Raw genomic sequence first — 26409 nt, 5'->3', positions numbered from 1 at the left:
ATCACACGTAGCAACAATCTTTTTTTACTGTGTTAACTTAGGCGGTACCGGGTACTTATAATACCGGGTAGCACTATCACTTTTATCTGTTGCAGTAACTGGCGGCTTAGGAGTTTTAGCCAATGCATCTTTAACCGGGGGTTTAATCGCTTCAGGTGTTACTTCTTTAACTGAAGGCTTGGTAACTTTAGCAGCAGCTTTTTCTGTAACAGGTTTGGTCACTTTGGCGGGTGCTTTTTCAAGCAATGGCTTGGCGACTTTAGCAACGGCTTTTTCTACAACAGGCTTGGTAACCTTAGCCGGCGCTTTTTCAACTGACGGTTTTGGCACTTTAGCTACGTCTTTTTCAGCAGCAGGCTTGGTAACTTTGGCAGAGTCCTTCTCAACCAACGGACTGATAACCTTAGCGGCCGGCAATGTAATCACAGGCTTGGAATTTTCGACAATTATCACGTTAGCTACCGGCTTGGTAACTTCTTCAGCAGGCAAGGTGTTATTTATTAACGGTGACAATACCGGCTTAAGAAACTTGATTATCTGTACCGGTAATGAACTGGTAAAGTGATAAAGTCCGGCATTATCTCCCTCTACATAGGCCGTAATCACGCCAAAAAATTGATCGCCCAGAAAGAATGTAAACGTAGCAGCACGACTGACAAACTTTGATTCCAGTAAATGACCGCCAGCGGCCCACACTTGCTTACGATGATCTCCGGTTCCGGTTTTTCCACCTACTGATAACTGCTTACCTTGAGTATCTGTGTAAACGCCGTTAAGACGACCGGCAGTTCCCCCTGCTACCACTCCAACCATAGCACCACGGGCAACCTTCGCAATTTCAGGGGCAAAAATACGCTGACCTTGATCCGGGGTCTTGTTCATTAGCGTTTCATAAGGCGTACCAACAGCGTAATGTAAACTTTCAAATCGGACAGCCGGGAACCTGATGCCGTCATTTAGCAAAATACCGGTAAGCTCGGCCAAGGCAGCAGGTCTATCGCCTGATGCGCCTATGGAGGTCGCGTAAGAAGGGGTTAATGCCTCAAAGGGATAACCAACACGTTTCCAGGCACTGTGAATTTCTTTAAAAGCTTCCTCTTCCAGTAACGTCATAATGCGCCGCTGCTGCGCATTTTTTCGATGGTTCTTAAACAGCCATCGGTAAACTTCCAGGCGTTGTTCGTAACTGGCCGCCATAACCTCATCACGCGTGGCTTCAGGGTGCTGCGCCAAATAACCAACCAACCATAATTCCAGTGGATGAATCTTGGTAATATAACCCTGATCTTGTAAATCAAATTTCTCTGCTGAATATTTGTCGTAAAGACTATACACATCTTCATTGACCAGCGCGTTTTTGCCCAGATTTGCATTAAGAAAGGCACTCAGCGCCATTTCGTCATGGTCCGGATAAACCGCCCGATACAGCATGGTAAAACGTGAAGGTTTGGCAAATACTTTTTTGGCCAGCATGCCCATTGCTTCATCTGTTGTTTTGCCGTGGTATCTGGCATAAAAACGGTTTAAATAAGTACGTCCTTCGTTATCGGCAAAACGCTGCAAATATTCTTTACGCTTTGGATTATCGGGACTTTCAAGCCAGCGTGCAATGCCATCGGGCTTATAAAGGTGATGATAAACCACATCACGCATCAAGCGAATAAAGACCAGGTTAACAGAATCACGCAGGGCAAATCGCACAGACATGATTTTACCGTTTTCATCTTTTGTAAAATTATTAAAATGATGTAGTCCGCCACCAGTAAAAAAATACTCACCGGGGCTTGCTGAATAACGCCTGTCTAGAGCCAGGTTAAGTAAATCTTCAAGATTGATTTTGGGTGATATTTTTAACTGTTCTATTACCCATGCCGATAAATAGTCACGGGGGTGCAGTTCAATCTGGCCGAGTTCCTTGGCGGAAAGATCTTTATACTGTTGATATATGTCCGCAATCAGCTCAAGATAATGCACCATCGTACGAAGTTTAGAGGTAGAACCCAGATCCAGCCGTATACCTTCATTGATATCAAGAGGCTGATCGTAATTATCAGTTTGCACACGCAGAAGATTACCCGTCTTGCTCCGCTCAAATAACATCAAGCTATAGACAATGGGAGTAAGATCCGTGTTTTCATTGAGTAATCTAAAACCCAGAATACCTGCCGCACGCGCTTGATCGGGTTGACTTAATTGCCTCAGCGCATTGGTAACCGCTTGTTGGGTACGATAGTCAAGCGTAGTCTTAACGGTTAAGTCAAGGCGATCCAGCTCATAATTGGATTTTACACCTAGCGTGCGAGCAAGACGTGCACGCAATACATTCTGCGTCTTTTTTTCTGTCATAAATTTGGCAGGTACAGAAACCGACTTGGGCGGGCGAGCCGAAGATTCCTTAAGGGCTGCATCTCTCAGAGCCGGTGAAATAAAACCCTGCTCGGCCAATAACCTCAGATAGCTGTTAGTCAAATTCTGTAACGCATCATAACCCCGTCCCAGTAAATAGGAAGGTCTTCTCTGTGACAATAATATGTTCAATACCTGACGATAAGCTTGCGCTTGTTGATGAGTAATTGGCTGAGATGCATTGAGCGCATCCGGACTTAATAACTTATTAACCTCAACAAAATCAGCACCAAACCAAGCTGACAACCCATCACCTAAACCATGAATTTCACCTAATTTTGGCGCCGCAGCAAGCGGCATGGAGTTCAAATAAGAAAGAGCAATCTCTTGCCTCATTTCCAGCGTATCAGGCCCCATCAAATAGGCTCGCAATGATGCCGTACCCATTTGGCGAAATTTATCGATAATCGAATTGGTGTAGCCATTCTTTGAATGGCGGTACTTTTCGAGCTGGGTTGCCAAAGTACTACCGCCAGGCACAGTGCTCGTAGCGCCTAGTTTATGGGCCATTAATTGTAATCCGGCAAAACCAAGACGATCCCATTCGATAGCAGGATTAAAAGTGGCATTATCTTCATTGAGAAGCTCGCGATTTTCTATAAAAAGCAAAGTATCCAGAATTAACGGTGGAATAGCCTTAAAATTCGGGTAGCCATACGCCGGATAAACCGCATTAAATAAAACCTTATCGGATTTGTCGATAATTCGTAAGCCTGCCTGGGTTTTTTCATGATAAATATTAAATAAACCGTAATCAGCCAACTCCGCCATCATCGGCGAAAAAGCAGCCTGCGAGGTAACGGTAAAACCCGCCTTTTCCATGCGTTTAATCACTTCAGGCAATAGTGTATAGCCTAATCTTTGATCATAAGGTCCATACTCAGGGTAACGTATTGATGAACTGGGACCGGAAGCCAGTTTAAAGCTTAATTGTTCACTTATTGCAGAAAGATAACGGGCTTGATACCGGGAGGTTTGCACCTCTTCTCGCACAAGCCAGGCAATAACAAATCCAATTACCAGCAACATGGTAACAATGTACACCGCCAAAAACCGGTGAATAACTCGACTACGCTTCTGCATGACTAGCCATTTCCATTAAAGCGAGAGAACAACTGACAGGAGTTGCTCAAGAATTCTGTCTGTAACATTTATATCTGAATAATTATTGTGTTTTGGATTGGAGTTTCAGTCAGCAAGCTCAGCCGAGAAAAGCACACTGTTGTAAAAATAGTCAGTAAATAGCAATTGTAGCAAAAAATAACAATAAATTTGAGTAAGTATTAGTTTATCCGTACTATCTCAATTTTAGACCAGCACGGAATACTAAATTTAATGGGCTGGCTTACAGACGAATATTACGCCTGTTTTTGAAAGCCATAAACATAATAATTAACTAATTTAAGCCGACTTAATCATTCAACTAAAACAACTTAAAATATACCCGTTTTACCCGTTTTGAAAGAAAACATCACTATCAACTTTAGGAAATTTCCTGCGCTTCATGAGAATGTGACTCATGGATATCATCTAAAGTTGTCGATATTGAGAGTATTTGGTGGCTTCCGTAACTCTAACCATTTGATATTAGTTCATTCAAACTTGTAGGCTGTAGTTTTTTCAGAAATCAAATTTCCATTACACGTCATTTTAAACATATGCAGATAATAACCCTTAAGCACTTGAAGTGGTGGTATCTGTTGGCATCGAAAAATTATTAGCAGCCTTGCCCAACTTTATAAAGCCCGGATTTATAAAAAGCCTTACAACGAAAATCCCACCTCGTAACCTGCATACTTACGGATATTAATAACTCCCGTATCCAGTAACAGATACTGTCCTTTAACGCCATGCAGAATACCAGATACTTCAGGGTTCTTATCAAAGTTAAATGATTTAATTTTTACCGGATAAGTATCTACCGGAAAATGAATATCCACAGCAAGCTCTTCTGATAAAAATTCAATAGCTTGTTGACCAAAACGCTGGTTAACTTCCACCAACTCCGCTTGACATTTAAATACCAACTCATCACGCTTTACAGCCAAATCAACAGGCTCTACATTATTTTTAAGCATTTGCTGCCAACTGGTTTTATCACTGACATGTTTTGCAATGGCGATCTCAATCAATCCAGCCATGTAACGGGATTGTACTTTAAATATTGGCAATGCCTGCACGGCACCTTGATCGATCCAACGTGTCGGTATTTGAGTTTGGCGAGTAATACCAACTTTAATTCCACTGGAATTGGCAAGATAAACAATATGCGGCTTAAAGCAGAATGCGTCACCCCAGGCAGGTTCTCTGCAGGTACCTGCGTCATAATGACAGGTTTCCGGCTTCATAATGCACATATCACATTGGGCCAATGAGATAAAACAGGGATAACAATAACCCTGATTATAACTTTTTTTAATCGACCGGTTACAATGTACGCAAGAGATATGGCCTGTAAAGGTTAATTTAATCAGCTTACCGATCAACGGATTTAAGGCGATACTCTGATCGCCTAAAGGTAACTCGTATTGAACCGGACTTTCCAGTCGGGTGTGCATTTTTTTTAACGATCCCTGCATTCAACTTTTCCTAACCATCTCAGTGTTTAGTTGCTAATAACAGCAACGCTGAACCTTCAGATACCCAACCAGTTCTGAGGCTTTAAATAACTTTCATAAAGAATTGCTTCCGGACTACCTGCCTCAGGTTGCCAATTATATTTCCAGCGCGCCAAGGGCGGCAAAGACATTAAAATTGATTCAGTACGTCCCCCCGATTGTAAGCCAAATAAAGTACCACGGTCATAAACCAGATTAAATTCAACATACCGACCCCTGCGGTACAACTGAAAATCACGTTCACGATCACCGTATGGCGTATTTTTTCGTTTCTGTACAATCGGTAAATAAGCATCAACGAAATGGTCGCCCACGCTTTGCATAAAAGCAAAACACTTGGAAAACTCCCATTCATTTAAATCATCAAAAAACAAACCACCGACACCACGTGTTTCATCTCTATGCGGAAGGAAAAAATACTCATCGCACCATTGTTTGTAGGTAGGATAAATATCATTACCAAAGGGCTTGCAAGCTGAACGTGCCGTTGTATGCCAGTGTATGACATCTTCCTTAAAGGGATAAAATGGCGTCAAATCAAAACCACCGCCAAACCACCAAATAGCCGGTGAACCCGGTTTTTCGGCGATTAAAAAGCGCACATTGGCATGTGACGTTGGCACATAAGGATTTTTAGGATGGATAACCAGCGATACACCCATGGCATGAAACTGACGATTAGCCAGTTCAGGACGCTTCGCGGTTGCTGAAGCAGGCAAACTAATACCACGCACATAAGAAAAATTAACCCCACCTTGTTCAAACACCTCGCCATTTTCCAGTACGCGACTTCTACCGCCACCGCCTTCTGCCCGATCCCAGATATCTTCTACAAACCTTGCTTCAGGTTCTTCTTTTTCCAACGCCAGGCATATTTGATCTTGCAAGTTAAGCAGGTAGTTTTTTACTTTAGTAATATCGTCAGTGTTCATGAGGTACTCTGTTGTATTTCAAATGTCGGTAATCAAGAAATCCAGAATGGCAATAATACCCTATAACGGCATTATCTAATAGACCGATGCTGATGACTTCCAATTTAAAACAGAACGGTTTTACCGATATCCTCGCCTCAACGGATTAAGGATTATTGTCTGTACCGGCTTAAGTTGATAGCCACGCTGATCAAGTCAATAACTTTGAAATCAATTTCAACGCTTTTGCATGGACAGTTCCTGACATAAGTCACGAGAAAACAACTCTGCCCGCATCTCTTTAATTCGCCGCACACCTGATCCATTATCAGAAGATCGGTAACTGACAATGATTAATAATTTCGCTGCTGAACACCTGAACATCAGGAAATTTAATAAATCCAGGGTAAACTCATCGCTCCAGTGAGAATTATCCAGAACCAATATCAAGGTAGAATCACTACTCAGTGTCTCAAAAAAATGAGCACCTTCACGAAGTATACAACCGCTATTGCAAGATGGTATTTTCGTCTGGAGCATGGCACGCTCCTCCGGGTTCAATACAGTCAGCATTTGATAAAGCCAGGTTGGAGCTAAATTACTCAGTTGCTCAATGAGCAAATTCCCATAAGGCTCTCGACAACGGCGCTCAAGCGCTTCCAGCAACGGCAGAAAAGGTTCGGTGACACCTTTCATCTGTACGCAACGGGCACGGAGAACTGACAACCCGGAAGAATTAACATTGGCAAGAAAGATATCAAGTAAGGCTGTTTTACCTGTACCTTGTTCGCCAGTTAAAAAAACCAGTTGCCTTTGTCCTGTTGACGCTTGCTGAAAGGCTATTTGCAGACCGGTTAATTCGTTAGTGTACTTAAACCCTATCGGTAATAATTCGACTTTGGGTCGATAACACAAAGAATTGGTCAGATTGGTTTTAGCAAAAAAACAATGATCTTTGACACTAACCTCTGCCATAAAGCGATAACCCCGTTTACTAACGGTGGCAATATAATGTGGTGATTTACTTTCATCCTGTAAAGCATTACGTAGCGAATTTATCGCAAGCCGTAATGCTGAATCGTCAACAATACGACCTTCCCACACCGCATCAAATAATTCTTCATGAGAAATCAGGCGTCCCGAGTGCAGCAAAAAATACACTAATAATCTATACACCTTTGGCGTTAGCTTAATACACGATTCTTCATTACATAAAAGCTGTATCTCCGTGTCCAGACGAAACGGTCCAAATGCGTACGTATTTTGCTGCTCCACAGGAAAGCCCTCATTTTATTATTTAGAATAATAATAGGTGAATACACAAAAAAATAACAACTTGCTAACAATTTACAACAGCGGACTTAGTAAACTAGACAGTGATTAATAGACCATGAAAACTTTTAATTCCAAGTTATCAAATTAGATACAAATGAGTCAGTAAATCAAGATACTCAAAAGCACCATTGCTTAATAGGTTACGCATTGTTTCACCAAAAAAATTGAGTCTAAAGAGGGGAAAATCATGTCAGATATTTCAAAAACCAATCTCGAAAAGATCACACACTTACTTCATCCGATAATTTATGTTCGTGGTTATGCCATGACGGAAAGTGAACGGGATGAAACTGCAGCCGATCCCTTTTGCGGATTTAATCTGGGTTCAACAGTTTATCGAGCCCCTTATGATTCGCAAAAAAAAGCGAAAAAATTCATCTTTGAGTCGCCAGTAGTTAGATTAATGTCGGACTTTGGCTATTCTGATGTGTATGAAAATGGAATGGATATTATGGATGAGGGATGGACAGGAAAAATCCCCTACCGATCAATTATCGTGTATCGCTACTACGATGAAGGTTCGACCTTATTTGGTGATGGAAAGCCTTCCCCGATTGAGAAATACGCTAAGGGATTAAGTGAATTAATTATCAGAATTCGTGATCTTGCTGTCGATGAAAACAATCACGGCGTTACGGATTTTAAGTGCTATCTGGTCGCCCATTCCATGGGTGGCCTGGTCTGCCGCGCCTTTCTTCAGAACTCCACACTCGGTGATGCCACCGCTAGAAGCTTGGTAGATAAAGTATACACCTATGCGACACCACACAATGGGATTGAAATGGCAGGTATCAATATCCCTTCGTGGCTTACCAAGGATGATATGGATAACTTTAACCACAAACGAATGGCCAATTATTTGGCGTTAGAAAATGATCCTGAATATCTCGCACAAAAAGATAAGGAAGGTCGGGTAGATTTTCTGCGCAACTTCCCAACTGACCGCTTCTTCTGCATGATCGGAACCAACAGGGCTGAATATAATGTCGCTGCAGGTCTGTCACGAACCTTCGCAGGACATGGCAGTGATGGCTTGGTAAAAATCGATAATGCCGGCTTATGGGGAAAAGATGCCTCTAACATAACCATCCCATGTCCTCGTGCGTATGCGTACCGCTCACATTCTGGTTTTTTCGGCATCGTTAATTCAGAGGAAGCTTTCCAAAACCTGACACGCTTCTTTTTTGGAGATCTACGCGTGGATATTTGGTTTGATATCGACGAGGTTACTTTGCCGGAAAGTCTTCAAAAAGAGGCTGATGTTCAAGCTGCTTATAATTTTGAAGTCATCGTGGCACCTAAAGGCAAACGCTGGCAACTTACCCGTCGTATTGCCGTAGAAGATTCTGTCGCCATACGCACACATGAAGAGATTGTTAATTTCAAAAATAAAAAGGTCTATCTTTCAACAGCATTTCTGTCAAATTGGGCAAAGATGGATGAAAAAAGCGATACGCTATCCTACTCGGTAACATTAAATATAGGTGTACAAGAATATTTAGTGAAAGGCTTTATCTTTGACTCTCACTATGAAGGCATGAAACTGTTTAGTGACACATTAATTGTGTCTATAACCAACAACTCACAAATAGACTGGCACTGGGGACAAGATAAAGCGACTGGAAAGCATCTGTTTTCTGAAGCAGAACAAGCCGACCTGGCTGCGGGAAAATCTGTTTCACTGCCTGTTGCAATCCCGGCAGTTAAAGACAAAGCACCCAGAATTACGGGGAAATTACGTTTTGTCGCCACTCCTTGGAATAATTAATTGGTTACTACTTATGATAACGACGGATATATCCTTATTAACCATGAATACCGGATGTACTATTTTGTCGTAAATTTTGTTAAATGTTCAGCACAAGGAGTACCTAAGACATGAGCTGTTTTTTACAAAAATTTTTTTGTAACAATGGGGGGAATATTTTATCTACACCCTCTGCCTCTGCCAGCGATATGATGAAGAAAGTACGCGACGATGTCGCGAGGCTTTTAAACCATGCGATCAAACAACCAAATATCAGTATTAAAGCTGAATTTCTTCAAAAGACTGTGCCGTTACTGTGCCGCGATATTACTGATTTGAATCCTGTTGATCACGTCGAATTGTGGAATGCCTATAACCACCTGTCCAGCTTACTCGCTCCTGTTACCTCTAACAGCCTTGAAGTTGATGAAGAATTAAATATCGGACGTTATGGCGTAAACGGAAAAAGTAAATGGGGCAATCTTAAGCGCGATCTTTGGGTACTGGTTATCTGGATGTTTATTTTTGTATTGGCTGTCTTTGCTACACAAGGTTACTCGATCATGATGAGTAACAACACCGACCAATTGACAGTCCTGATTTCTGAATATACTAAAACTGTCGATGAAGAAACTCTTGCCAATCCTGATAATAGTGGAGACCCCAACAAACAACCTTTACGTTCAATTCTGGATAAAAAGCAAACCCTAAAAACCCGGATCGTTTTATCGGTACAAAGACAATGTGTGTTGAACAAACCTGCCGACTGTGATGAGAACGAAGCCGCCAAACTTGAGAATAACACGAGGTCTGAAATCTTTCAAAGCCATGCGGATGCAATTCTACAATCAGGAAAAGCAATCGATTTACTGTTGAAAAGTTTAATACTACCATTGCTGCTGGGCTTTTTAGGTGCTATCGCGTTTCTAACAAGAAATACGTTAAACCAACTTAACGACTATACCTTTATTCCATCATGGGGTGGTAGAAACATTATGCGGGTGTTGTTGGGAGGGCTACTCGGCGTAATTGGCCCATGGTTATACGCATCCGGCAGGGTTGATGAAGTAGGCTTGGGGCTTTCGCTATTCGCATTTTTGTTGGGTTATAGCGTGGAGTTGGCTTTTACCTTGTTTGACAAGTTTATTGATTATGCCCGGGATGCCATAAAGCCGGGGGGTGAAAAGGCAAAAACCGACTCTGTTTCTACATCAGTCATTGCGGATCCAGCGGGAGCCAGAATCGAGGCGACAGCCGTCAAAACAGATGGCACGGTCGAGGCTGAAATGGTCAGTATTGAACAAAACCTGCAAAAGTATCGTCAGCATTTACTGGAAATTATTGGCTTGGAACCGGTACTGCAGATAGCTATACCGCCAGATTATTTCAAATATGATTGTGCTCCCAAAATTCAAATGGCGCGTAACCTCTTGCAACAACTAGACTCTGCTCGCGAAAAAGCGAATTCTGACGCGACCTTATTACCCAAAACAGTCGGTGCCATCGCAGAGCTCAGCAAAGCCATTACCGGAAAAAATCATCCTTTGGCGATCGTACTCCGTACCGCCGTACAAAATTTTAGCACTGCCTCAACTATTGACGGCAGCGCTCACTCCGAAGCCATGGTGATTACCCTGTTTGCCGGTGCGGTGGCTGCATTTGCTCAGGGTGCCAGTGTTTATGAGCGTTGGTTGGCCACTATTTGGGCACAACCATTTACCGCCAGATTGATTTGCGGAATTGACCTCACCGAGCAAGATGTGCTGGAATCCTTAAAATTGACCGAAATTTTTAAACTGGCTTTTAAAGGACAAACTGATGCTTTGGCGAAAAGACTGCTGGAACTGGCGGCAAGAAATGAGAACTCGGAGGATCTGGCCGAGCTGATTTGGCGAACGCCCAGCCTGTTGACAGAACAAGCCATCGATTTACCGACGTTGTTTGGCAGTGTCGAAGTATTTACAGAAGCCTGGATTGAATACCGACACTCCCTGGTTCGCTATGTCTTGCAAAAAGTCGATTTCCCCGCCAATAAATTCAGTAATGACTGCTCACTGTTAACCGTTGCGGAAACCTTGGCGACAATTGATAATCTCCGCCAAAACAAAAGCTCTGAAAAAGACCTTGATATTCTTTGCCATCTCTCACTGGAACTTATAAGACAAGCCCAATTAAGTTCATCATTTGATGCTCTAGACTTGATTAGACGCACATTAGCAGGGAGCGCATCATGAATGCGCAAACACAACGAAACACCGTGTTAAATACTGCACCAAGCTGGAGATGTGATTATGAACACAACATTTAGCCGTTACCTCAGATTGGATTCACCGCTTCTACGGGGAATCGATGTGCAATCTTTACAATCTCGCTTAGGCATTCCGGTCGGGCAATGCGATGGTGTTTTTGGTCCTGCGACGCAACGGGCGGTGATAGTATTTCAAAAAAATCATCGCTTAACAGCCGATGGTGTAATCGGCCCGAAAACCTGGTCGATGTTATTCGATCAAAGTACCGACGAGCAAATTAGCCCTGCAAACCCCAAAAATTTTAATGCAGTTCTATCCGGATATATTGCAGGAGGTCTGGATCAATTCCATAACCGTTATAGCAATTCGGTAAAATGGCGACTCACCGCTAACGGTCTTGAAATCAAAACAAGCGGTATTGATATCTCGCAAGGCAAACCGGAAACAGTGCACCGTATTTGTGAAGATTATAAAGACGAGCTTGAAAAGGCCTCCCTGTTAACGGGCGTTCCGGTTGAACTTTTAATCGCGACCATGTGTACCGAGACTTTCGATGGCAAAATGCATACTGTCAATCCCCGTGCCGAACGCAAAGAACCTGGTTATATTTCCGATGCCGCCACTCCCCATCGCGTCTCCTACGGTCTGATGCAGACACTGATATCCACGGCGCGTCATGCCATCAGTGAGCTTCATGTAGAACCGGCAATTAAAGAAGACAAAATAGATCGGGAATGGCTATTCGTCCCCGCGAATTCCATCCTTGCGGGTGCAGCTTATATCGCCTCGCAATCTAAACGAACGCAGTTTGATCCGCCTCTGGTTGCCTGCGCCTACAATGCCGGAAGTGTTATTTACAATAGCGGCAGCCTTAACCGTTGGAAAATGCGCCAGTATCCCTTGGGCAGTGATGCCCATGCCAATCGTTTTGTGCAATGGTTTAACGATTGCTTTCGTTTTTTCAAAGAGCATGGCTATCCGTTCTCGTCTGGCACAAATTTTTGGCAGCCTCTTAATCCAGATTCCAAAACTATAACTACAGTTAGCTCTCAGCAAAAAACTGTTGTGGATTATATTTTTCCACTTCAAAAAAGGCCTTCTCTGGATTATAAAAGCGGCGCTCGAGAATTTGGGGCATCCCGCGCCGGTGGTAAACGCAAACATGCCGGCTGTGATCTAAAAGTGCCGAAAGGTACGGTAATTCTATGTATGGCTAATGGTAAAGTTATCCGTGGACCTTATTATTTCTATGAAGGCACTTACGCTCTTGAAGTGCAACATGAAGACGGCTTGGTTTTGCGCTATGGCGAAATATCTGCAAAGGTTCCTCAAGGCATTAGCAGCGGTGTAAAAGTGCTACAAGGTCAGAATATTGCCGTTGTCGGCCAGCTCAATTCGGGAAACTCAATGCTTCATCTGGAAATGTATGCCGGCACAAAAACGGGTGCATTGACACAACCAGGTACACCCTATAAACGCCGGGCAGATTTGCTTGATCCAACCAACTATTTGGACAACGCAATTTTGATTGAAGCTATGGGTGAGAGTGTGGCGGAATTACCTCAAACAGAACCAGAAGATCGCACCGAAACGGCTGAGCCGAGAGAGTTAACTAATTGGGAACAATCGCTGGTTAAGATATCAACAACTGGTGCATCAAAACAAACGGCACAACAAGATCATTTGACATCCGGGTTAGAAGCTTCCCAAAAGATGGCAGAAGCCGATTTATCTAGAATAAAACAAATTAGCGATCGTTTTCATTCTGCAGCCGCCAAATTCGGACTACCTTGTGCCGTACTTGCAGCTTTAGCCAGTCGCGAATCGCGTTGTGGTGCAGTCTTGAACAAAGAGGGTTGGGGCGACCATAATCAAGCCTTCGGAATCATGCAAATCGACAGACGATATCATGAATTACAAGGCTTACCGGATCCACAAAGCGAGGCTCATATCGAACAGGCTGCGGGCATTTTGTGTATTAACCTGGAACGCATTGCCGAGATACATCAAGATTGGGAACTCCCTTTTATCTTAAAAGGAGCAATTGTGGCCTATAACAGTGGCATTGATAATGTAAGAACTAAAGATAAAATGGATAAAGGTACTACCGGCGATGATTATGGTTCCGATGTCATTGCCCGAGCACAATACTTTTTACAACATAAAGAGCTACCTTTATTTCGCCAATAATAGCAAATAATAACCAGGCTTTTTTACCTATAAGACGACTGTTTAAGAAAGTGTCCTGTTTTAGTTAATCATTCCATAATCCGAGGCAATTAAATTCGGGCTATCCAAACTTAATTACATTGCTTTCCATACTGGCTACTCCAGCTGTTTTGTTTCAAAATGTTGTTCGAGTTATGTCGGTTTTTCGTTTTTATGGGATAATTTAAACTATTCATTACAAACAGAAATAAACCGCCATGACTTTTCCCACCATAGAATCTTTTGTCCGCAATGCGCCTTTAGCCCGACTTCAACGTTTGCCGGGCAATACCAGCAATACCATTCTGGCCAAACTGGAAGGCAATAATCCGGCAGGTTCAGTCAAAGATCTACCTGCGCTGAGTATGATTAAACATGCCGAAGCCAGAGGCGAGATTAAACCCGGTGACTGTCTGATAGAAGCAACCAGCGGTAATACCGGCATTGCCCTGGCGATGGTGGCCGCTATCAAAGGTTATAAAATGACCTTGATCATGCCTGACAACATGAGCGACGAGCGTAAGGCCTCAATGAAAGCTTACGGTGCTGAAATTATTCTTACACCCGCAGCAGGCAGCATGGAAGCGGCTATTGATTTGGCAAGAGCAATGGAAGCAGCAGGCAAAGGCCGGATTTTGGATCAATTTGGCAATCCCGATAATCCGCTCGCTCATTATGAAAGTACCGGCCCTGAAATTTGGCAGGACACTCAGGGAAAAGTCACTCATTTTGTCAGCTCGATGGGCACTACCGGTACCATTATGGGTACCTCAAAATATCTTAAGGAACAAAATCCGGCGATTCAAATTATCGGCGTACAGCCGGAAGGTGATTCTAAAATTCCCGGCATTCGGCGCTGGCCCAAAGCTTATTTACCAAAAATTTATCAGGCAGATCGGGTTGACCGGATTATTGATATTGATCAGCAAACTGCAGAAAACCATACCCGTGCTCTAGCGGCTGAAGAAGGTATTTTTGCGGGCGTATCATCGGGTGGTGCCGTTGCAGCTGCATTAAAATTATCTCAAGAAGTTGAAAATGCAATCATTGTAGTGATTATCTGCGACCGGGGTGACCGATATTTATCGACCGGTATTTTTCCTGCTTAATGTTGTTTGGGGTTCAAGCATAATTATCAATATTCTGAAGCATGACGGAGTTTGCAACTCCGGCACTCACGTTTTGGAAGCTATTCAAATCTTCAAACGTTTCGGTCGGGATTACAAGCCCCGACCGGCATCACTTTAGTCGTGATTATCACAGAGACCCACTCCCGGCTTTTTAAGCGCTACCGGTTCTTACCCTAATGCCGAGGTTCATCCTGGCTGTTGTTCTTTTCTTATTCAGCGCCACAGCAGCGGCACTGGATAATGCCTCCTTTACTATTGGCAGCATGGAAGCCGGTGGCTGGAAATTACAGGGTATTCATGTTGCTTTAACTGACCTGAGCAAAAACCCACAAAAACTAACCGTAACAATCAAACAATTACGTTTGCCAAAACCGTTTGATGATCTGAATTTGGTCAATATCCAGTGCACTTCTTTTAGCTGGCAAGCTAACGAGTTATTGTGTACACAAGGCCGCGCAAAATTAAGTTCAAAGCAATGGCAATCGCCAACGGCCAATTTTTCTTTTCATATCAAAGACAAACACAGCACCTTAAAATTAACCCGTTTACAACTGGCCGGTGGCCTCATATCTGTTAATGCTGAAGAACAAGACAACCAATGGAAGCTACGAATTAATGCCAAAGGGGTCGACGCCGAGTTACTGCAAAAACTATTTAAACCTGTGCCGTTTACCTTAAAAAGTGGCCGCGTTAATTTACAGTTAAGCGCATCCGGTCATCACTCACTTATAGATTATTTCAGTTTAACCAGCGAAATAAACGGCATGACAGTACAAACCAAAGATGGCAAGTTTGCTACTGAAGCATTAACTTTACAGACAAAATTAAAAGCACAAAACCATCAGGACTTGTGGCAATGGCAAAGCCAGACCCGCTTTACTGATGGCGCTTTATATGTTGAACCGCTTTATCTGGAAGCAAACCAACAACCCCTAATTTTTGCTGCACAAGGCAACTGGAGTTCCAACAAAACCCGAGTGAATATAATCTATGCCAATTATCAACAGGCAAATACGTTGGCAATAAACGGTCGTGCAATCGTTGACTATGACAAAGGCATAAAACTTGAACAAGCCGGGTTATCGTTACATAGCGATGATCTGCAAAAGTTATCGGCCATTTACTTAAAGCCCTTTTTCGAACAAACCCCATTAGCGGGCATTACTTTGGCGGGTACCTTAAACGCCGATATGTCCATTGCTCAGGATTCATTAACCACCTTGACAGCCATTGTTAATAAATTGGCAGTTAACGACCCTGCCGAACGCTTCAAAGTTGAGGGTGGCTTTGGCACGATTAACTGGTCGATTAATGAGACCTTTAAGCAACCGTCAACGTTTACCTGGCAGCAACTACAACTACATGCCTTACCTATCGGCCGTGCCGAACTGGTATTTCTAACTCGTGCCAACAGTTTTACCTTACTTAAAAAACCTCGTCTGCCTTTTTTGGGTGGCGTAATCGCTATTAATCAATTGGACTGGCAAGCAAAAAAACAGGATGAACCGGAAATTTCCTTTGCCGGTAGCCTAACCAATGTTTCCCTGGAAAAGTGGTCGAAAGCGTTAAATTGGACACCGTTATCCGGCACCATCAGTGGCAATATTCCAAAGGTTGAGTACCGCAATAAAACGCTTAATTTGGACGGGGAATTGCTCATCAATGTTTTTGACGGTGAGATTAAAGTGACCAAACTGGCCTCATCAGGATTATTTACTGATTTCCCCAGCTTTTATAGTGACCTGGAAATTAATAATCTGGATTTGGATCAGTTGACGGGCAAGTTTGATTTTGGCGGTATTACCGGTAAGTTATCGGGATTTGTCAGGCAATTGTCTTTGGAAAACTGGCATCCGGTCAGTTTTTACGCGTGGTTGGGAACACCCGATGATGATGATTCCCGGCACAGAATCAGCCAAAAAGCGGTAAAAAACATCGCCAGCATTGGCGGTGGTGGCGCCTCAGATATACTATCAAGAAGTTTTTTAAATATCTTTGAAACCTTTGGCTATGACAAAATAGGCTTGGGTTGCTATCTGCATGATGGGGTATGCCAGATGATGGGGGTAAAAGCTGTCCCTGAGGGTTATGCCATTATTACCGGCGGCGGTCTGCCACGACTTGATGTAATCGGCTATAATCCCCGACTTGACTGGACTGTACTAATGGAACGTTTAAAACGCATTTCGACAACAGATGAAGTGATCGTAAAATAATTTGGAGAGCATTATGAGAAAGCTATCAGTATTGGGGGCGTTATTATTGACCGCCTGTGTCACCATTAATATTTACTTTCCTGCCGCTGCGGCTGAAAAAGCGGCCGATGAAATCATCAAGGATATCCAAAGTATTACGCCACCCAAACAAGAACTAAAGCCCAAGGCCGGTTTAACGAATTGGGAAATAGCAGCTTATAAATTGCTGGATTCTGCCATCAATGTGGTGATCTCACCGGCACAGGCAGACGGTGCTGACTTAAGCATTGATAGTCCCCAAATCAGACAATTACGGGCAACCATGGCAACCCGTTTTGCCACCCTGCAAACTTTTTATGCTGCGGGGCTTATTGGCATTCAAGCCGACGGTTTTTTAGCCGTCAGAGATGCGGCGAGCGTGCCGCTTAAAGACAGAAATCAGCTTAATACACTGATCGCTGCGGAAAATGCCGATCGGCAAAACCTGTATCAGGCGATTGCCAATGCAAACGGCCATCCTGATTGGGCTACACAAATTAAATCAACTTTTGCCGCCAGCTGGGTGAGTAATGCTCAAGCTGGCTGGTGGTATCAATCCTCTGGAACTTGGAAGCAGAAATAAGCATGGCTAGGAAACGATTAAGAAAGAAAACCTTCTCGGAAACGCCGATTAAAATTACCATAGAATCCCTGGCTCATGACGGTCGTGGCGTTGGTCATGTTGATGGCAAAGTGATATTTATTGATGAGGCTCTGCCGGGTGAAGAAGTCGAGTTTGTCTATACCGACAGCCGTAAGGATTATGCCGAAGGTAAAGTTGTTAAACTGTTAAGTCGCGCTGCCGACCGGGTCGATGCTTTGTGTCCGCATTATGGCGTCTGCGGCGGTTGCAGCTTTCAGCATGTCGAATCGTCTGCACAGATCAGAATCAAGCAAGAATTACTGGCAGAGCAATTTAAACGCATCGGCAAAGTTGATTTACCTGAACTATGGGAACCCTTAAAAGGCCCGCATTGGGGTTATCGCCGAAAAGCACGTATGGGAGTTAAATACGTTGCCAAAAAAAATCGGGCCCTAGTTGGTTTCAGGGAAAGACGCCATCCCTATTTAGCCGAAATTGATAACTGTATTGTTATGCACCCAATGGTGGGTACCAAGATGGTAGCCTTGGGGGAAATGATCGCTGAATTAACCATCCGGGATAAAATTCCACAGATAGAAGTAGCGATTGGTGATGACCAATGCGTATTGTCTTTTCGGGTTCTGGAACCGCCAACCGATGCCGATAAGGAAAAGATGCGGGCTTTTGGCCATGAACATAATTTAAGTCTCTGCCTGCAACCGAAAGGCCCCGATACCATTGTGCCTCTGGATGGCGAACCGGAAGTGATACCTACTTATGCCCTGCCCGATCTGGACCTGGAGTTTAAATTCAGGCCCGCCATGTTTACCCAGGTTAATTACGAAATTAACCGGCAAATGATTAACCGGGTGTTGGAAACATTAAAGCTGACTAAAGACGATACCGTACTGGATTTGTTTTGCGGCTTGGGTAATTTTACCTTACCGCTGGCAAAATTTGCCGGCAAGGTTGTTGGTGTAGAAGGCGATCAACCGTTGGTTAATCATGCCAAAGAAAATGCCCGTCATAATGGTATTACCAATGCCGAATTTTATGCCGCCGATTTAAGCAAAGATCTTGACGATCAGCCCTGGGCCAAGCAAAAATTTACTAAAATCATGATGGATCCTTCCAGAGCAGGAGCTTCCGATGTGTTGCAACATTTTAAAAAATGGCAACCCGAGCAGATTATTTATGTCTCCTGTAATCCTTCAACCCTAGCCCGCGATGCCGGAATCCTGGTTAATGAACTGGGTTATAAACTGGTTAAAGCCGGCGTGATGGATATGTTTCCGCAAACCGGACATGTTGAATCGATAGCCTTGTTTGAAAAATAAATAACGCCGTTATTATGTAGGGCGCAATAGCGGAGTGTATTGCGCCGCATGAATTGTTACCTCGAGGCTAATTGCTATCCAATAAAGAATCTACCCTACCGGTTACCTTATTATAAACGCCTTTTATCGATATACATCGTCATGGCTGCCGACATCAAGCAAGATGATGTCCTGATCTGAAAGCACTAAGGTTAAGGTAAGGCGATAACTAGAGGTGATACTGACCGCCTGTATATTTTTTAGCTTTCCGCCAAGATGGTGATAACGAAGGTGCGGTTGAAAAGGATCTCGTTCCAAATCACCCAGAATTGCAGCAAATTTTTCTCTTAATTCTGAATGTTGTTTGAGAAATTTTCCGGCTGTTCGTGTGAAACTTGCAGTCCAGACAAGTGTGTACATGCGTCAATCTACTATTTTCAGTTCTTCAAGCAGTTCTGCCGCTGAGCCACGATGCACTCGACCTACACGCAGATCCTCCATCGAAGCCAGCAACCGTGCCATGTAAGCCTCATTCTCTGCTTCAAGTAACGCTTGATAACGAGCTTCGAGCACTACCACGTAATGCGGCTGATTATTTCGAATCACATGGACATCACCTTTAATAATTAGATCATCCACAGCGGTAATTCCACGCCGTTTGATCTCTTGAGCAGGAATAGTATTCATATTTAGACCTCTTTTAGTGCTTATATAAGTACTAAAATATCATACCAAGGAGACAATGGCTATTATTGAGTGGAAACCAATAAAAAAGGAGGGACAAAGGGTCAGATCTTGCAAAATCACATTATCTTGATTGTAATACATAACTTTTGTGCTCCCATTGTATTATTTATATTCGCTGTCGATTAAGATAGCCAAATATTTTTATTATTCATGACTAATATTATCAACAAGTAGCCTCATGCAGCGCTTAGAATGAGTAGAGACGATAGCCGAAACCCATCATCATTGATTCCTTATGCGTTGGGTTTCGCGCTGCCCTATCCAGGGCCGCTATCTTTAGCCAGTTGTGTGATACCACGCGCACGGGTTTCAGTCTTCACGGCAACAATAAACATATCAGAATCTTCAAGCGCCTCTGTCAGATAGGCCGCAATGGTTTCTTCATTATCAAGATAATCAGCTGCGTCAAAGTAGGTAAAATTGGTCATCGTATTAATCCTTTGGTAAGGTAAGAGCCATAACTATGGCATGCTTGATATCACGTTTTTGAGTTGATTTACGCCGCCTGACAGCAGTAGATAAACCACTAAATCACGTCGAGTATCATATAAATGGTGAGCTGGCCCATATTAAACTCCAAATATACGCAGTACGCACCCAACCCCCGCTAACTTTTTAACTCATATTGCTTTATGATGCATGGCTTAAGTCTAAGTGTTCTGATGGGAATAAAGTTTGGATGATCAATGAAAAATAATAAGGCAATGGAGGTACAGGATTATCTGGATATTGATATCGCCAGTCAGCAATTGACAATTTATGTAAATGGCAACAGCGTGCGGTGTTACCCCGTTTCCACCGCCAAAAATGGCAGCGGCGAACTGATGGGCAGTGAATGCACGCCAACAGGCTGGCACAAAATCCGGGCTAAAATTGGTACTGGCCAGCCGTTAAATGCCGTATTTATCGGCAGACGTGCCACCGGTGAAATTTACACTACCGATCTGAGCAAGCAATATCCGCAGCGCGACTGGATGTTAACCCGTATTTTATGGTTAGGCGGCTTGGAGCCGGGCAAAAACCGTTATGGTAAAGTTGATAGTACGTGGCGTTACATTTATATCCACGGTTGTCCTGATGAGTTAATGACCGACAAACCTGAGTCGCATGGCTGTATTCGTATGAATAATGCCGACATGCTGGATTTGTTTAATCGGGTGGATGCAGGGATTAAGGTTTATATTCATGGATAAAACGCGCTTGGTTTTAGGGATTGAATACGATGGCAGCAATTTTTCGGGCTGGCAGAGGCAAAACAATCAACGCAGTGTTCAACAAGTTGTTGAACAGGCGTTATCAAAAGTTGCTAATCATTCGGTTATCGTGCAGTGTGCAGGAAGAACCGACTCCGGTGTCCATGCGCTTGAGCAGGTTATCCATTTTGACGTCACCATAGAACGCGAACTTCATGCCTGGATACTGGGCGGTAACAGCAATCTGCCGGATGATGTCAGAATCACTTGGGTTAAAGAAGCGGTAGGTGATTTCCACGCCAGATACAGTGCCATCGCCCGTTTTTATCGCTACATCATTCTCAATCGGCCTATTAAATCAGCGTTATTACGCGAGCAAGTGACCTGGTGTCATGCACCGCTGGATGTCGAAAAAATGCACGAAGCGGCGCAATACTTAATCGGCAAACATGATTTCTCATCGTTTAGGGCACAAGGCTGTCAATCCAAAAGCCCTTTTCGGGCGATGCACTTTATTGATGTCTATCGGCAAGGTGACAACGTTATTATCGATATTTCCGCCAATGCTTTTTTACATCACATGGTTAGAAATATCGCCGGGGTGCTAATGGCGATAGGCTCGGAAAAACAACCAGTAGCGTGGACGCAAGAACTGCTTGATGTTAAAAGTCGCAAATTGGGCGGCATAACCGCACCACCTGATGGTTTGTATCTGGGTGCAGTTTACTACCCGGAACACTATGGCATCAGTAAACACCCCATCTTTGCTAAATTACCGATTGATGCCAAGCGACATGATGAAAGCACCTAAGGCTTTGATGGAACGCCCTACAGTGGATGATTTTTTAATCAAGTGTTGTATCCCTTAACTACTTACACGTTAATCCTGTTTATTTGCAATTAACCAAATTTCAAGTAGATTGTTCCTTTTACCCATTAAATAAAAAATAACAATGAATAACTTTTTATCTTTTCAGATTCATGGTGGAGCCGACCACGACGGCGGTATTGTAGAAAGTATCTCAAGCCTGCTGGCTTTTTTTGAGAGTCTGACGACTCAAGAGCCCGCAGCTATTTTTTCTTCCATTTTACCGGGAATAGCCGGCATGGATAATATTCACCCCTTGCTGGTGCATTTTCCTCTTGCCTTTTTGTCGGCTTTTTTTGTTTTGGATGTCATTGCCACATTGGCAAACAAATCACATTGGCGCAATGTTGCCAGTTGGTTTCTTTATATTGGTACCCTCGCTGCTACATTTACTGTAATTGCAGGTTTTATTGCCGCAGATTCTGTCGTACACGGCGGCAATGTCCATGAAATTATGGAGCGTCATGAACATTTTGGTATAGCAGTACTTGCTTTGGCAGTGCTGTTGTCAGTTTGGCGAATGGCAAGCGGCACGTTGATTCGGGGCGCGGCTAACAGCTTGTTTTTGTTATGTTCAGCGTTACTGTGCGTGCTTATGGTACTGGGCGCTGACTTGGGCGGTTTAATGGTTTATCAATACGGCGTTGCTGTTAAAGCAGTTCCCGTTACTGAAGTCGGTCATGATCATGATCACGGCGACGAGCATCAACATGCCGATGAGCTGCAACCGGAGCCGAAACCCGAGCCTGAACCTGTTCATGACCATAATCATGAGCACGCGCATTAATAAAGAGTTATATACGACAACAGGTCGTTGGATTTTTCATTTAAGGACATACCATGAAAACAGGTCTATTTTCATTATTGCTCACTATTGCAGCTCTTTTGGCACCCAACAGTTATGCCAAAACAGACTCAACAGTAAAAGCGATAAATGAATCCGTTGCTACTTTTGCCGGTGGCTGCTTTTGGTGTACTGAATCGGATTTTGAAAAGTTGCCGGGCGTAAAAGAAGTTATTTCCGGATATAGTGGCGGGCAGGTTGTTAATCCAAGCTATGAGGATGTTTCAAAAGGCATTACCGGGCATGTAGAAAGCGTTCAGATTTATTATGATCCCAAACTTATTAGTTATAATGCCCTGTTGGAGGCCTTCTGGCGGATGATTAATCCAACCGACAATGCCGGACAGTTTGTTGACCGGGGCGAACAGTATCGGTCATTAATTTTTTATCACACTGAAGAACAAAAACAACAAGCCGAACAATCGCGTCAATTATTAAATGCCTCAGGACGTTATACCGCGCCTGTTATTACTGAAATAAGAAAATTTGAGACTTTTTATCCGGCTGAAGAATATCATCAGGATTATTACAAAAAGAATCCTGTTCGTTATAATTACTACCGTTTTAAGTCTGGTCGGGATCAATATCTGGAAAAAACCTGGGGAGCTGAATTACATGCAAAAATCGACCTGCTAAAAAGCAGCACGCCTTACCATAAACCCGCCGATGAAGTTTTACGCGAAACGCTAACGCCCCTGCAATATCAGGTAACTCAAGAAGAAGTCACCGAGCCACCGTTTAAAAACACTTACTGGGATGAAAAACGGGACGGTATTTATGTGGACGTTGTCACCGGTGAACCGCTATTTTCATCCAAAGACAAGTTTGATTCAGGTACCGGTTGGCCCAGTTTTTCCCGCCCACTGGTCGCTGACAATGTTACTAAAAAGAAGGACTTTTTAATGATTTTGCCACGTACTGAAGTTCGTAGCCGTTATGGTGACTCACATCTGGGCCATGTCTTTGAAGATGGCCCAAAACCCACCGGACTCAGATATTGCCTTAACTCGGCGGCATTACGCTTCATTCCGGTAGAAGCAATGGAAGCTGCCGGCTACGGTAAATATATGGCAGAGTTTCAAACGAAAAAGTAAGTCTATTTTTATTCACCACGAAGGATACGAAGTTTTCACTACATTGAATAAAAGCGATTATTTTACTTCGTGTCTCGGCAACTGCTCCCTGCGTTGCTCTACCTCCTGCATCCATGCAAGTCGTTCGTGGTGATATTTTTAAAATTATCTTACAAATTAATACGATTGCTTAATGACTAACCTGAGCAATCCAGTCTTGCAGATTATAATAATTGGTGATGCGGGCAACTTTATTATCACGGATTTCAAAAAAAGCCCCGGCAGGTAACTGATATTTCTGTCCGTTTGCGGCAGGCAACCCTTCATCTGTTTTAATATACTCACCCAACACCACAAATTCAGCAGCGGCGCGTTTGCCATCGTCTGTCGCCATAATAACCATGTCAACCAGCTGTTCTTTATAGTTAAAATTCATGCAGGCCATAAACTGGGTAAAAGCTTCTTTGCCAATTTCCCGTTTGCCTTGATTAATATCATGAATGACATCGTCCGTCAGCAAATTTAAAAAAGTCTCCATATCGCCGCCATTAAAGGCTGCATAGTAACGTTCTACCAAGTTAATACTGTCTTGTTGATTCATGTTTTTCCAAGTTTATAAATTAGTAATGGGTTGCATTGTCCATGAAAAGCACGAAAACAAAAAGTAAGGGCTTCCCAAGCGACACGATAAATAGTTATCTTAATGAGACAAAGTCGCAAACCTCCGAGCTGCGTGGAGTTTTTATGCATCTTTCATTCGAACGTGATTATTCTTCCGATAGCTTATAGACGGCAAACAACAACAATGCAGCCGTCAACACCGCTATACCAATAATTGCAAGTAAACCCATTAACATAACTATAACTCCTTGATCTCTTTTGTTCTTTGAGAAATCTTGATTACCAATAAAAAAATAACTGCTAATAAAAATACGGTAAAAAATGCGCCAAGCCAGAATATAGAATCTACATGGTTCTCATCAAATCGTTTGATTATTCCACCCACTACAATTATCAACATACCGAATGTCAAACTCATTGCCACTCTTAACGTATTTAAAATTTCTTTAACTTCATCTAATTTACTCATAATTTGACAATACATTTTAATTTAATGACTGTCAATTTTTAATCAACGCATAACGGTGCAACCCCGTTACGCGTGAGCATAACCTGTCCAACTATTGTTTCTGGATCACTTCCCTGTTTATTTTTCCCTGCTTTTCGTGGACTACTCTTTTTTAAATCAAGCTTTTTACCAGCCGCCTTCTCGGAGCGATACTGTCCGGTTAAAAACCAGTTTACCGTCAACGCTGTCCACCGCATCCCGGCAAAAATAACCGATTCGTTCAAATTGATAGCGGCCGTCTGACTGTGTTTCTGCGAGACTCGCTTCTACCCGACAACCCTCAAGAACTTCCAGTGAAGCAGGATTGATAACATCCAAAAAGTTTTCTTCACTATCGGGATTAGGCACTTTAAACAAACGATCATACAATCGAATTTCTGCCGGATGTGAATGTTGCTCGGAAACCCAATGAATAACGCCCTTTACCTTACGACCTTCAGGATTTTTACCCAGCGTGTCAGTATCATAGGTACAACGCAGTTCAGTCACAATTCCTTCGGCATTTTTGATAACTTCGTTACATTTTATAACGTAAGAACCGCGTAAACGAACTTCACCACCGGCAATCAAACGCTTAAATTTTGGTGGTGGGACTTCGGCAAAATCATCCTGCTCAATTAATATCACTCGGGAAAAAGGCACATTGCGCTTGCCCAATTCATGGCGTTGCGGGTGATTGCTTATTTCCAGCTGCTCTGTTTGGTCTTCAGGATAATTGTCTATCACCACCCGTAACGGCTGTAAAACCGCCATAGCCCTGGGTGCATTTTCGTTTAAATCTTCACGAATACAATATTCCAGCACACCCATTTCTATCCATGAATTTTGCTTGGTAACACCGATACGTTCGCAAAAATCCCGTATTGATTTCGGCGTAAAGCCGGCTCTACGCAGACCTGCAATAGTCGGCATGCGTGGATCATCCCAGCCGTGGACATGCTTTTCTGTTACTAATTGATTCAGTTTGCGCTTGCTGACAATGGTGTATTCCAGTTGCAGTCGGGCAAATTCTATTTGTTGGGGATGGACAGGCGTTTGTAGTTGCTCAAGTACCCAATCATAAAGTGGACGATGATCCTCAAATTCCAAGGTACACAACGAATGGGTAATACCTTCGATGGCATCAGAAATACAATGGGTATAATCGTACATCGGATAAATGCACCAGGCATCGCCGGTACGGTGATGATGGACGCGACGAATTCGATAAATTGCCGGATCACGCATATTAATGTTGGGCGATGCCATGTCGATTTTGGCACGTAGCACATACTGGCCATCGGCAAATTCACCGGCACGCATACGGCTAAATAAATCCAGATTATCGGCAATTGACCGACTACGATCAGGACTTTCTTTGCCAGGTTCCGTTAAGGTGCCACGATAAAGCCTGATTTGTTCCGCAGATAAACTGTCAACGTAAGCTTGGCCTTGCTCAATCAATTGCACGGCATAATTATAAAGCTGTTCAAAATAATCGGAAGCGTGATGCAATTGTGCCCAGTCAAAACCCAGCCATTGCACATCCCTTTCGATCGCTTCCATGTATTCGATGTTTTCTTTTTCAGGATTGGTATCATCAAAACGCAGGTTACAAGTACCGTTAAATTCGGTGGCAATACCAAAATTCAGACAAATTGATTTTGCGTGACCAATATGGAGATAACCATTAGGCTCCGGCGGGAATCGGGTGGCTACCTTGCCATTATTTTTGTTGTCTTTAAGATCATTGGTAATAATCTGACGAATAAAATTTGCCAAAGGTTGAGTATCGTTTGTGGTCATGGGCTGTTAATAAGTTGTATGTTATTGAAGTCA

21 protein-coding genes are annotated in these 26409 nt (G+C 43.2%); 11 read left to right on the top strand and 10 right to left on the bottom strand.

Annotated elements, in window-relative coordinates; translation table 11 throughout:
- Positions 1 to 24 precede the first annotated feature (24 nt).
- From KKZ03_RS10590 to KKZ03_RS10575, 4 genes are all read right to left on the bottom strand, one after another.
- Positions 25 to 3489 carry a transglycosylase domain-containing protein gene (locus KKZ03_RS10590; RefSeq protein ID WP_243221497.1) on the bottom strand — a complete coding sequence of 1155 codons (3465 nt, stop codon included), beginning with the start codon at positions 3487 to 3489 and terminating at the stop codon, positions 25 to 27.
- A 680-nt stretch (positions 3490 to 4169) separates the two neighbouring features.
- The gene (locus KKZ03_RS10585) at positions 4170 to 4985 is read right to left on the bottom strand and encodes a DUF2797 domain-containing protein (protein ID WP_243221495.1); all 816 of its coding nucleotides are present in this window, start codon (positions 4983 to 4985) and stop codon (positions 4170 to 4172) included.
- Between the two features lie 56 nt (positions 4986 to 5041).
- Positions 5042 to 5956 (bottom strand): oxygen-dependent coproporphyrinogen oxidase, encoded by a 915-nt coding sequence (gene hemF / locus KKZ03_RS10580; protein ID WP_243221494.1) that lies wholly within the window; start codon positions 5954 to 5956, stop codon positions 5042 to 5044.
- Positions 5957 to 6172: 216 nt separating this feature from the next.
- Positions 6173 to 7210 carry an AAA family ATPase gene (locus KKZ03_RS10575; RefSeq protein ID WP_256452004.1) on the bottom strand — a complete coding sequence of 346 codons (1038 nt, stop codon included), beginning with the start codon at positions 7208 to 7210 and terminating at the stop codon, positions 6173 to 6175.
- A gap of 247 nt (positions 7211 to 7457) precedes the next feature.
- Here KKZ03_RS10575 and KKZ03_RS10570 point away from each other — a divergent pair, with 247 nt between their 5' ends.
- The 7 genes from KKZ03_RS10570 (at position 7458) to rlmD (ending at position 18758) form a co-directional block, all read left to right on the top strand.
- Complete coding sequence (locus KKZ03_RS10570) at positions 7458 to 9038, top strand: triacylglycerol lipase (protein ID WP_243221490.1); 1581 nt, start codon at positions 7458 to 7460, stop codon at positions 9036 to 9038.
- Positions 9039 to 9148: 110 nt separating this feature from the next.
- Positions 9149 to 11251: a hypothetical protein gene (locus tag KKZ03_RS10565; protein WP_243221488.1), complete on the top strand. Its 2103-nt coding sequence runs from the start codon at positions 9149 to 9151 to the stop codon at positions 11249 to 11251.
- Between the two features lie 57 nt (positions 11252 to 11308).
- Positions 11309 to 13456 carry a transglycosylase SLT domain-containing protein gene (locus tag KKZ03_RS10560; protein ID WP_243221486.1) on the top strand — a complete coding sequence of 716 codons (2148 nt, stop codon included), beginning with the start codon at positions 11309 to 11311 and terminating at the stop codon, positions 13454 to 13456.
- A gap of 236 nt (positions 13457 to 13692) precedes the next feature.
- Positions 13693 to 14583, top strand: coding sequence for a cysteine synthase CysM (gene cysM / locus KKZ03_RS10555; RefSeq protein WP_243221485.1), 891 nt, complete (start codon positions 13693 to 13695; stop codon positions 14581 to 14583).
- A gap of 197 nt (positions 14584 to 14780) precedes the next feature.
- Positions 14781 to 16820 (top strand): C4-dicarboxylate ABC transporter, encoded by a 2040-nt coding sequence (locus KKZ03_RS10550; RefSeq protein ID WP_243221483.1) that lies wholly within the window; start codon positions 14781 to 14783, stop codon positions 16818 to 16820.
- A gap of 13 nt (positions 16821 to 16833) precedes the next feature.
- Positions 16834 to 17421, top strand: coding sequence for a YdbL family protein (locus KKZ03_RS10545; RefSeq protein ID WP_243221482.1), 588 nt, complete (start codon positions 16834 to 16836; stop codon positions 17419 to 17421).
- 2 nt (positions 17422 to 17423) lie between these two features.
- Positions 17424 to 18758, top strand: coding sequence for a 23S rRNA (uracil(1939)-C(5))-methyltransferase RlmD (gene rlmD / locus KKZ03_RS10540; protein WP_243221480.1), 1335 nt, complete (start codon positions 17424 to 17426; stop codon positions 18756 to 18758).
- A 123-nt stretch (positions 18759 to 18881) separates the two neighbouring features.
- Here the strand turns inward: rlmD and KKZ03_RS10535 are convergent, their stop codons facing one another.
- The 3 genes from KKZ03_RS10535 to KKZ03_RS10525 form a co-directional block, all read right to left on the bottom strand.
- Positions 18882 to 19157, bottom strand: coding sequence for a plasmid stabilization protein (locus tag KKZ03_RS10535; protein WP_243221478.1), 276 nt, complete (start codon positions 19155 to 19157; stop codon positions 18882 to 18884).
- Positions 19158 to 19160: 3 nt separating this feature from the next.
- The gene (locus tag KKZ03_RS10530; RefSeq protein WP_243221476.1) at positions 19161 to 19424 is read right to left on the bottom strand and encodes a hypothetical protein; all 264 of its coding nucleotides are present in this window, start codon (positions 19422 to 19424) and stop codon (positions 19161 to 19163) included.
- 317 nt (positions 19425 to 19741) lie between these two features.
- The gene (locus KKZ03_RS10525) at positions 19742 to 19912 is read right to left on the bottom strand and encodes a DNA-binding protein (RefSeq protein WP_243221475.1); all 171 of its coding nucleotides are present in this window, start codon (positions 19910 to 19912) and stop codon (positions 19742 to 19744) included.
- Positions 19913 to 20170: 258 nt separating this feature from the next.
- Here KKZ03_RS10525 and KKZ03_RS10520 point away from each other — a divergent pair, with 258 nt between their 5' ends.
- From KKZ03_RS10520 to msrA, 4 genes are all read left to right on the top strand, one after another.
- Positions 20171 to 20677 carry a L,D-transpeptidase gene (locus tag KKZ03_RS10520; RefSeq protein WP_243221473.1) on the top strand — a complete coding sequence of 169 codons (507 nt, stop codon included), beginning with the start codon at positions 20171 to 20173 and terminating at the stop codon, positions 20675 to 20677.
- Positions 20670 to 21488: a tRNA pseudouridine(38-40) synthase TruA gene (truA, locus tag KKZ03_RS10515; protein ID WP_243221471.1), complete on the top strand. Its 819-nt coding sequence runs from the start codon at positions 20670 to 20672 to the stop codon at positions 21486 to 21488. The genes KKZ03_RS10520 and truA overlap by 8 nt, the downstream gene beginning before the upstream one ends.
- Positions 21489 to 21630: 142 nt before the next feature.
- Complete coding sequence (locus KKZ03_RS10510) at positions 21631 to 22332, top strand: DUF2231 domain-containing protein (RefSeq protein ID WP_243221469.1); 702 nt, start codon at positions 21631 to 21633, stop codon at positions 22330 to 22332.
- A 53-nt stretch (positions 22333 to 22385) separates the two neighbouring features.
- Positions 22386 to 23483 carry a peptide-methionine (S)-S-oxide reductase MsrA gene (gene msrA, locus KKZ03_RS22015; RefSeq protein WP_371744884.1) on the top strand — a complete coding sequence of 366 codons (1098 nt, stop codon included), beginning with the start codon at positions 22386 to 22388 and terminating at the stop codon, positions 23481 to 23483.
- Positions 23484 to 23652: 169 nt separating this feature from the next.
- On the opposite strand, the gene KKZ03_RS10495 is transcribed toward msrA, so the two are convergent.
- The 3 genes from KKZ03_RS10495 to KKZ03_RS10485 all read right to left on the bottom strand — a co-directional run bounded on the left by KKZ03_RS10495 (position 23653) and on the right by KKZ03_RS10485 (position 26376).
- Entirely contained in the window at positions 23653 to 24063 is a 411-nt protein-coding gene (locus KKZ03_RS10495; protein WP_243221468.1) for a ketosteroid isomerase-related protein, read from the bottom strand.
- A gap of 258 nt (positions 24064 to 24321) precedes the next feature.
- On the bottom strand, positions 24322 to 24552 hold the full coding sequence (locus KKZ03_RS10490) for a hypothetical protein (protein WP_243221467.1): 231 nt from the start codon (positions 24550 to 24552) through the stop codon (positions 24322 to 24324).
- Positions 24553 to 24717: 165 nt separating this feature from the next.
- The gene (locus KKZ03_RS10485; protein WP_243221466.1) at positions 24718 to 26376 is read right to left on the bottom strand and encodes a glutamine--tRNA ligase/YqeY domain fusion protein; all 1659 of its coding nucleotides are present in this window, start codon (positions 26374 to 26376) and stop codon (positions 24718 to 24720) included.
- Positions 26377 to 26409: the final 33 nt, after the last annotated feature.

This window comes from Methylobacter sp. S3L5C (assembly GCF_022788635.1).
GTDB lineage: Bacteria > Pseudomonadota > Gammaproteobacteria > Methylococcales > Methylomonadaceae > Methylobacter_C.
The sequence above is the reverse complement of the archived record's forward strand: the minus strand, read 5'-3'. Positions and strand labels throughout refer to the sequence as shown.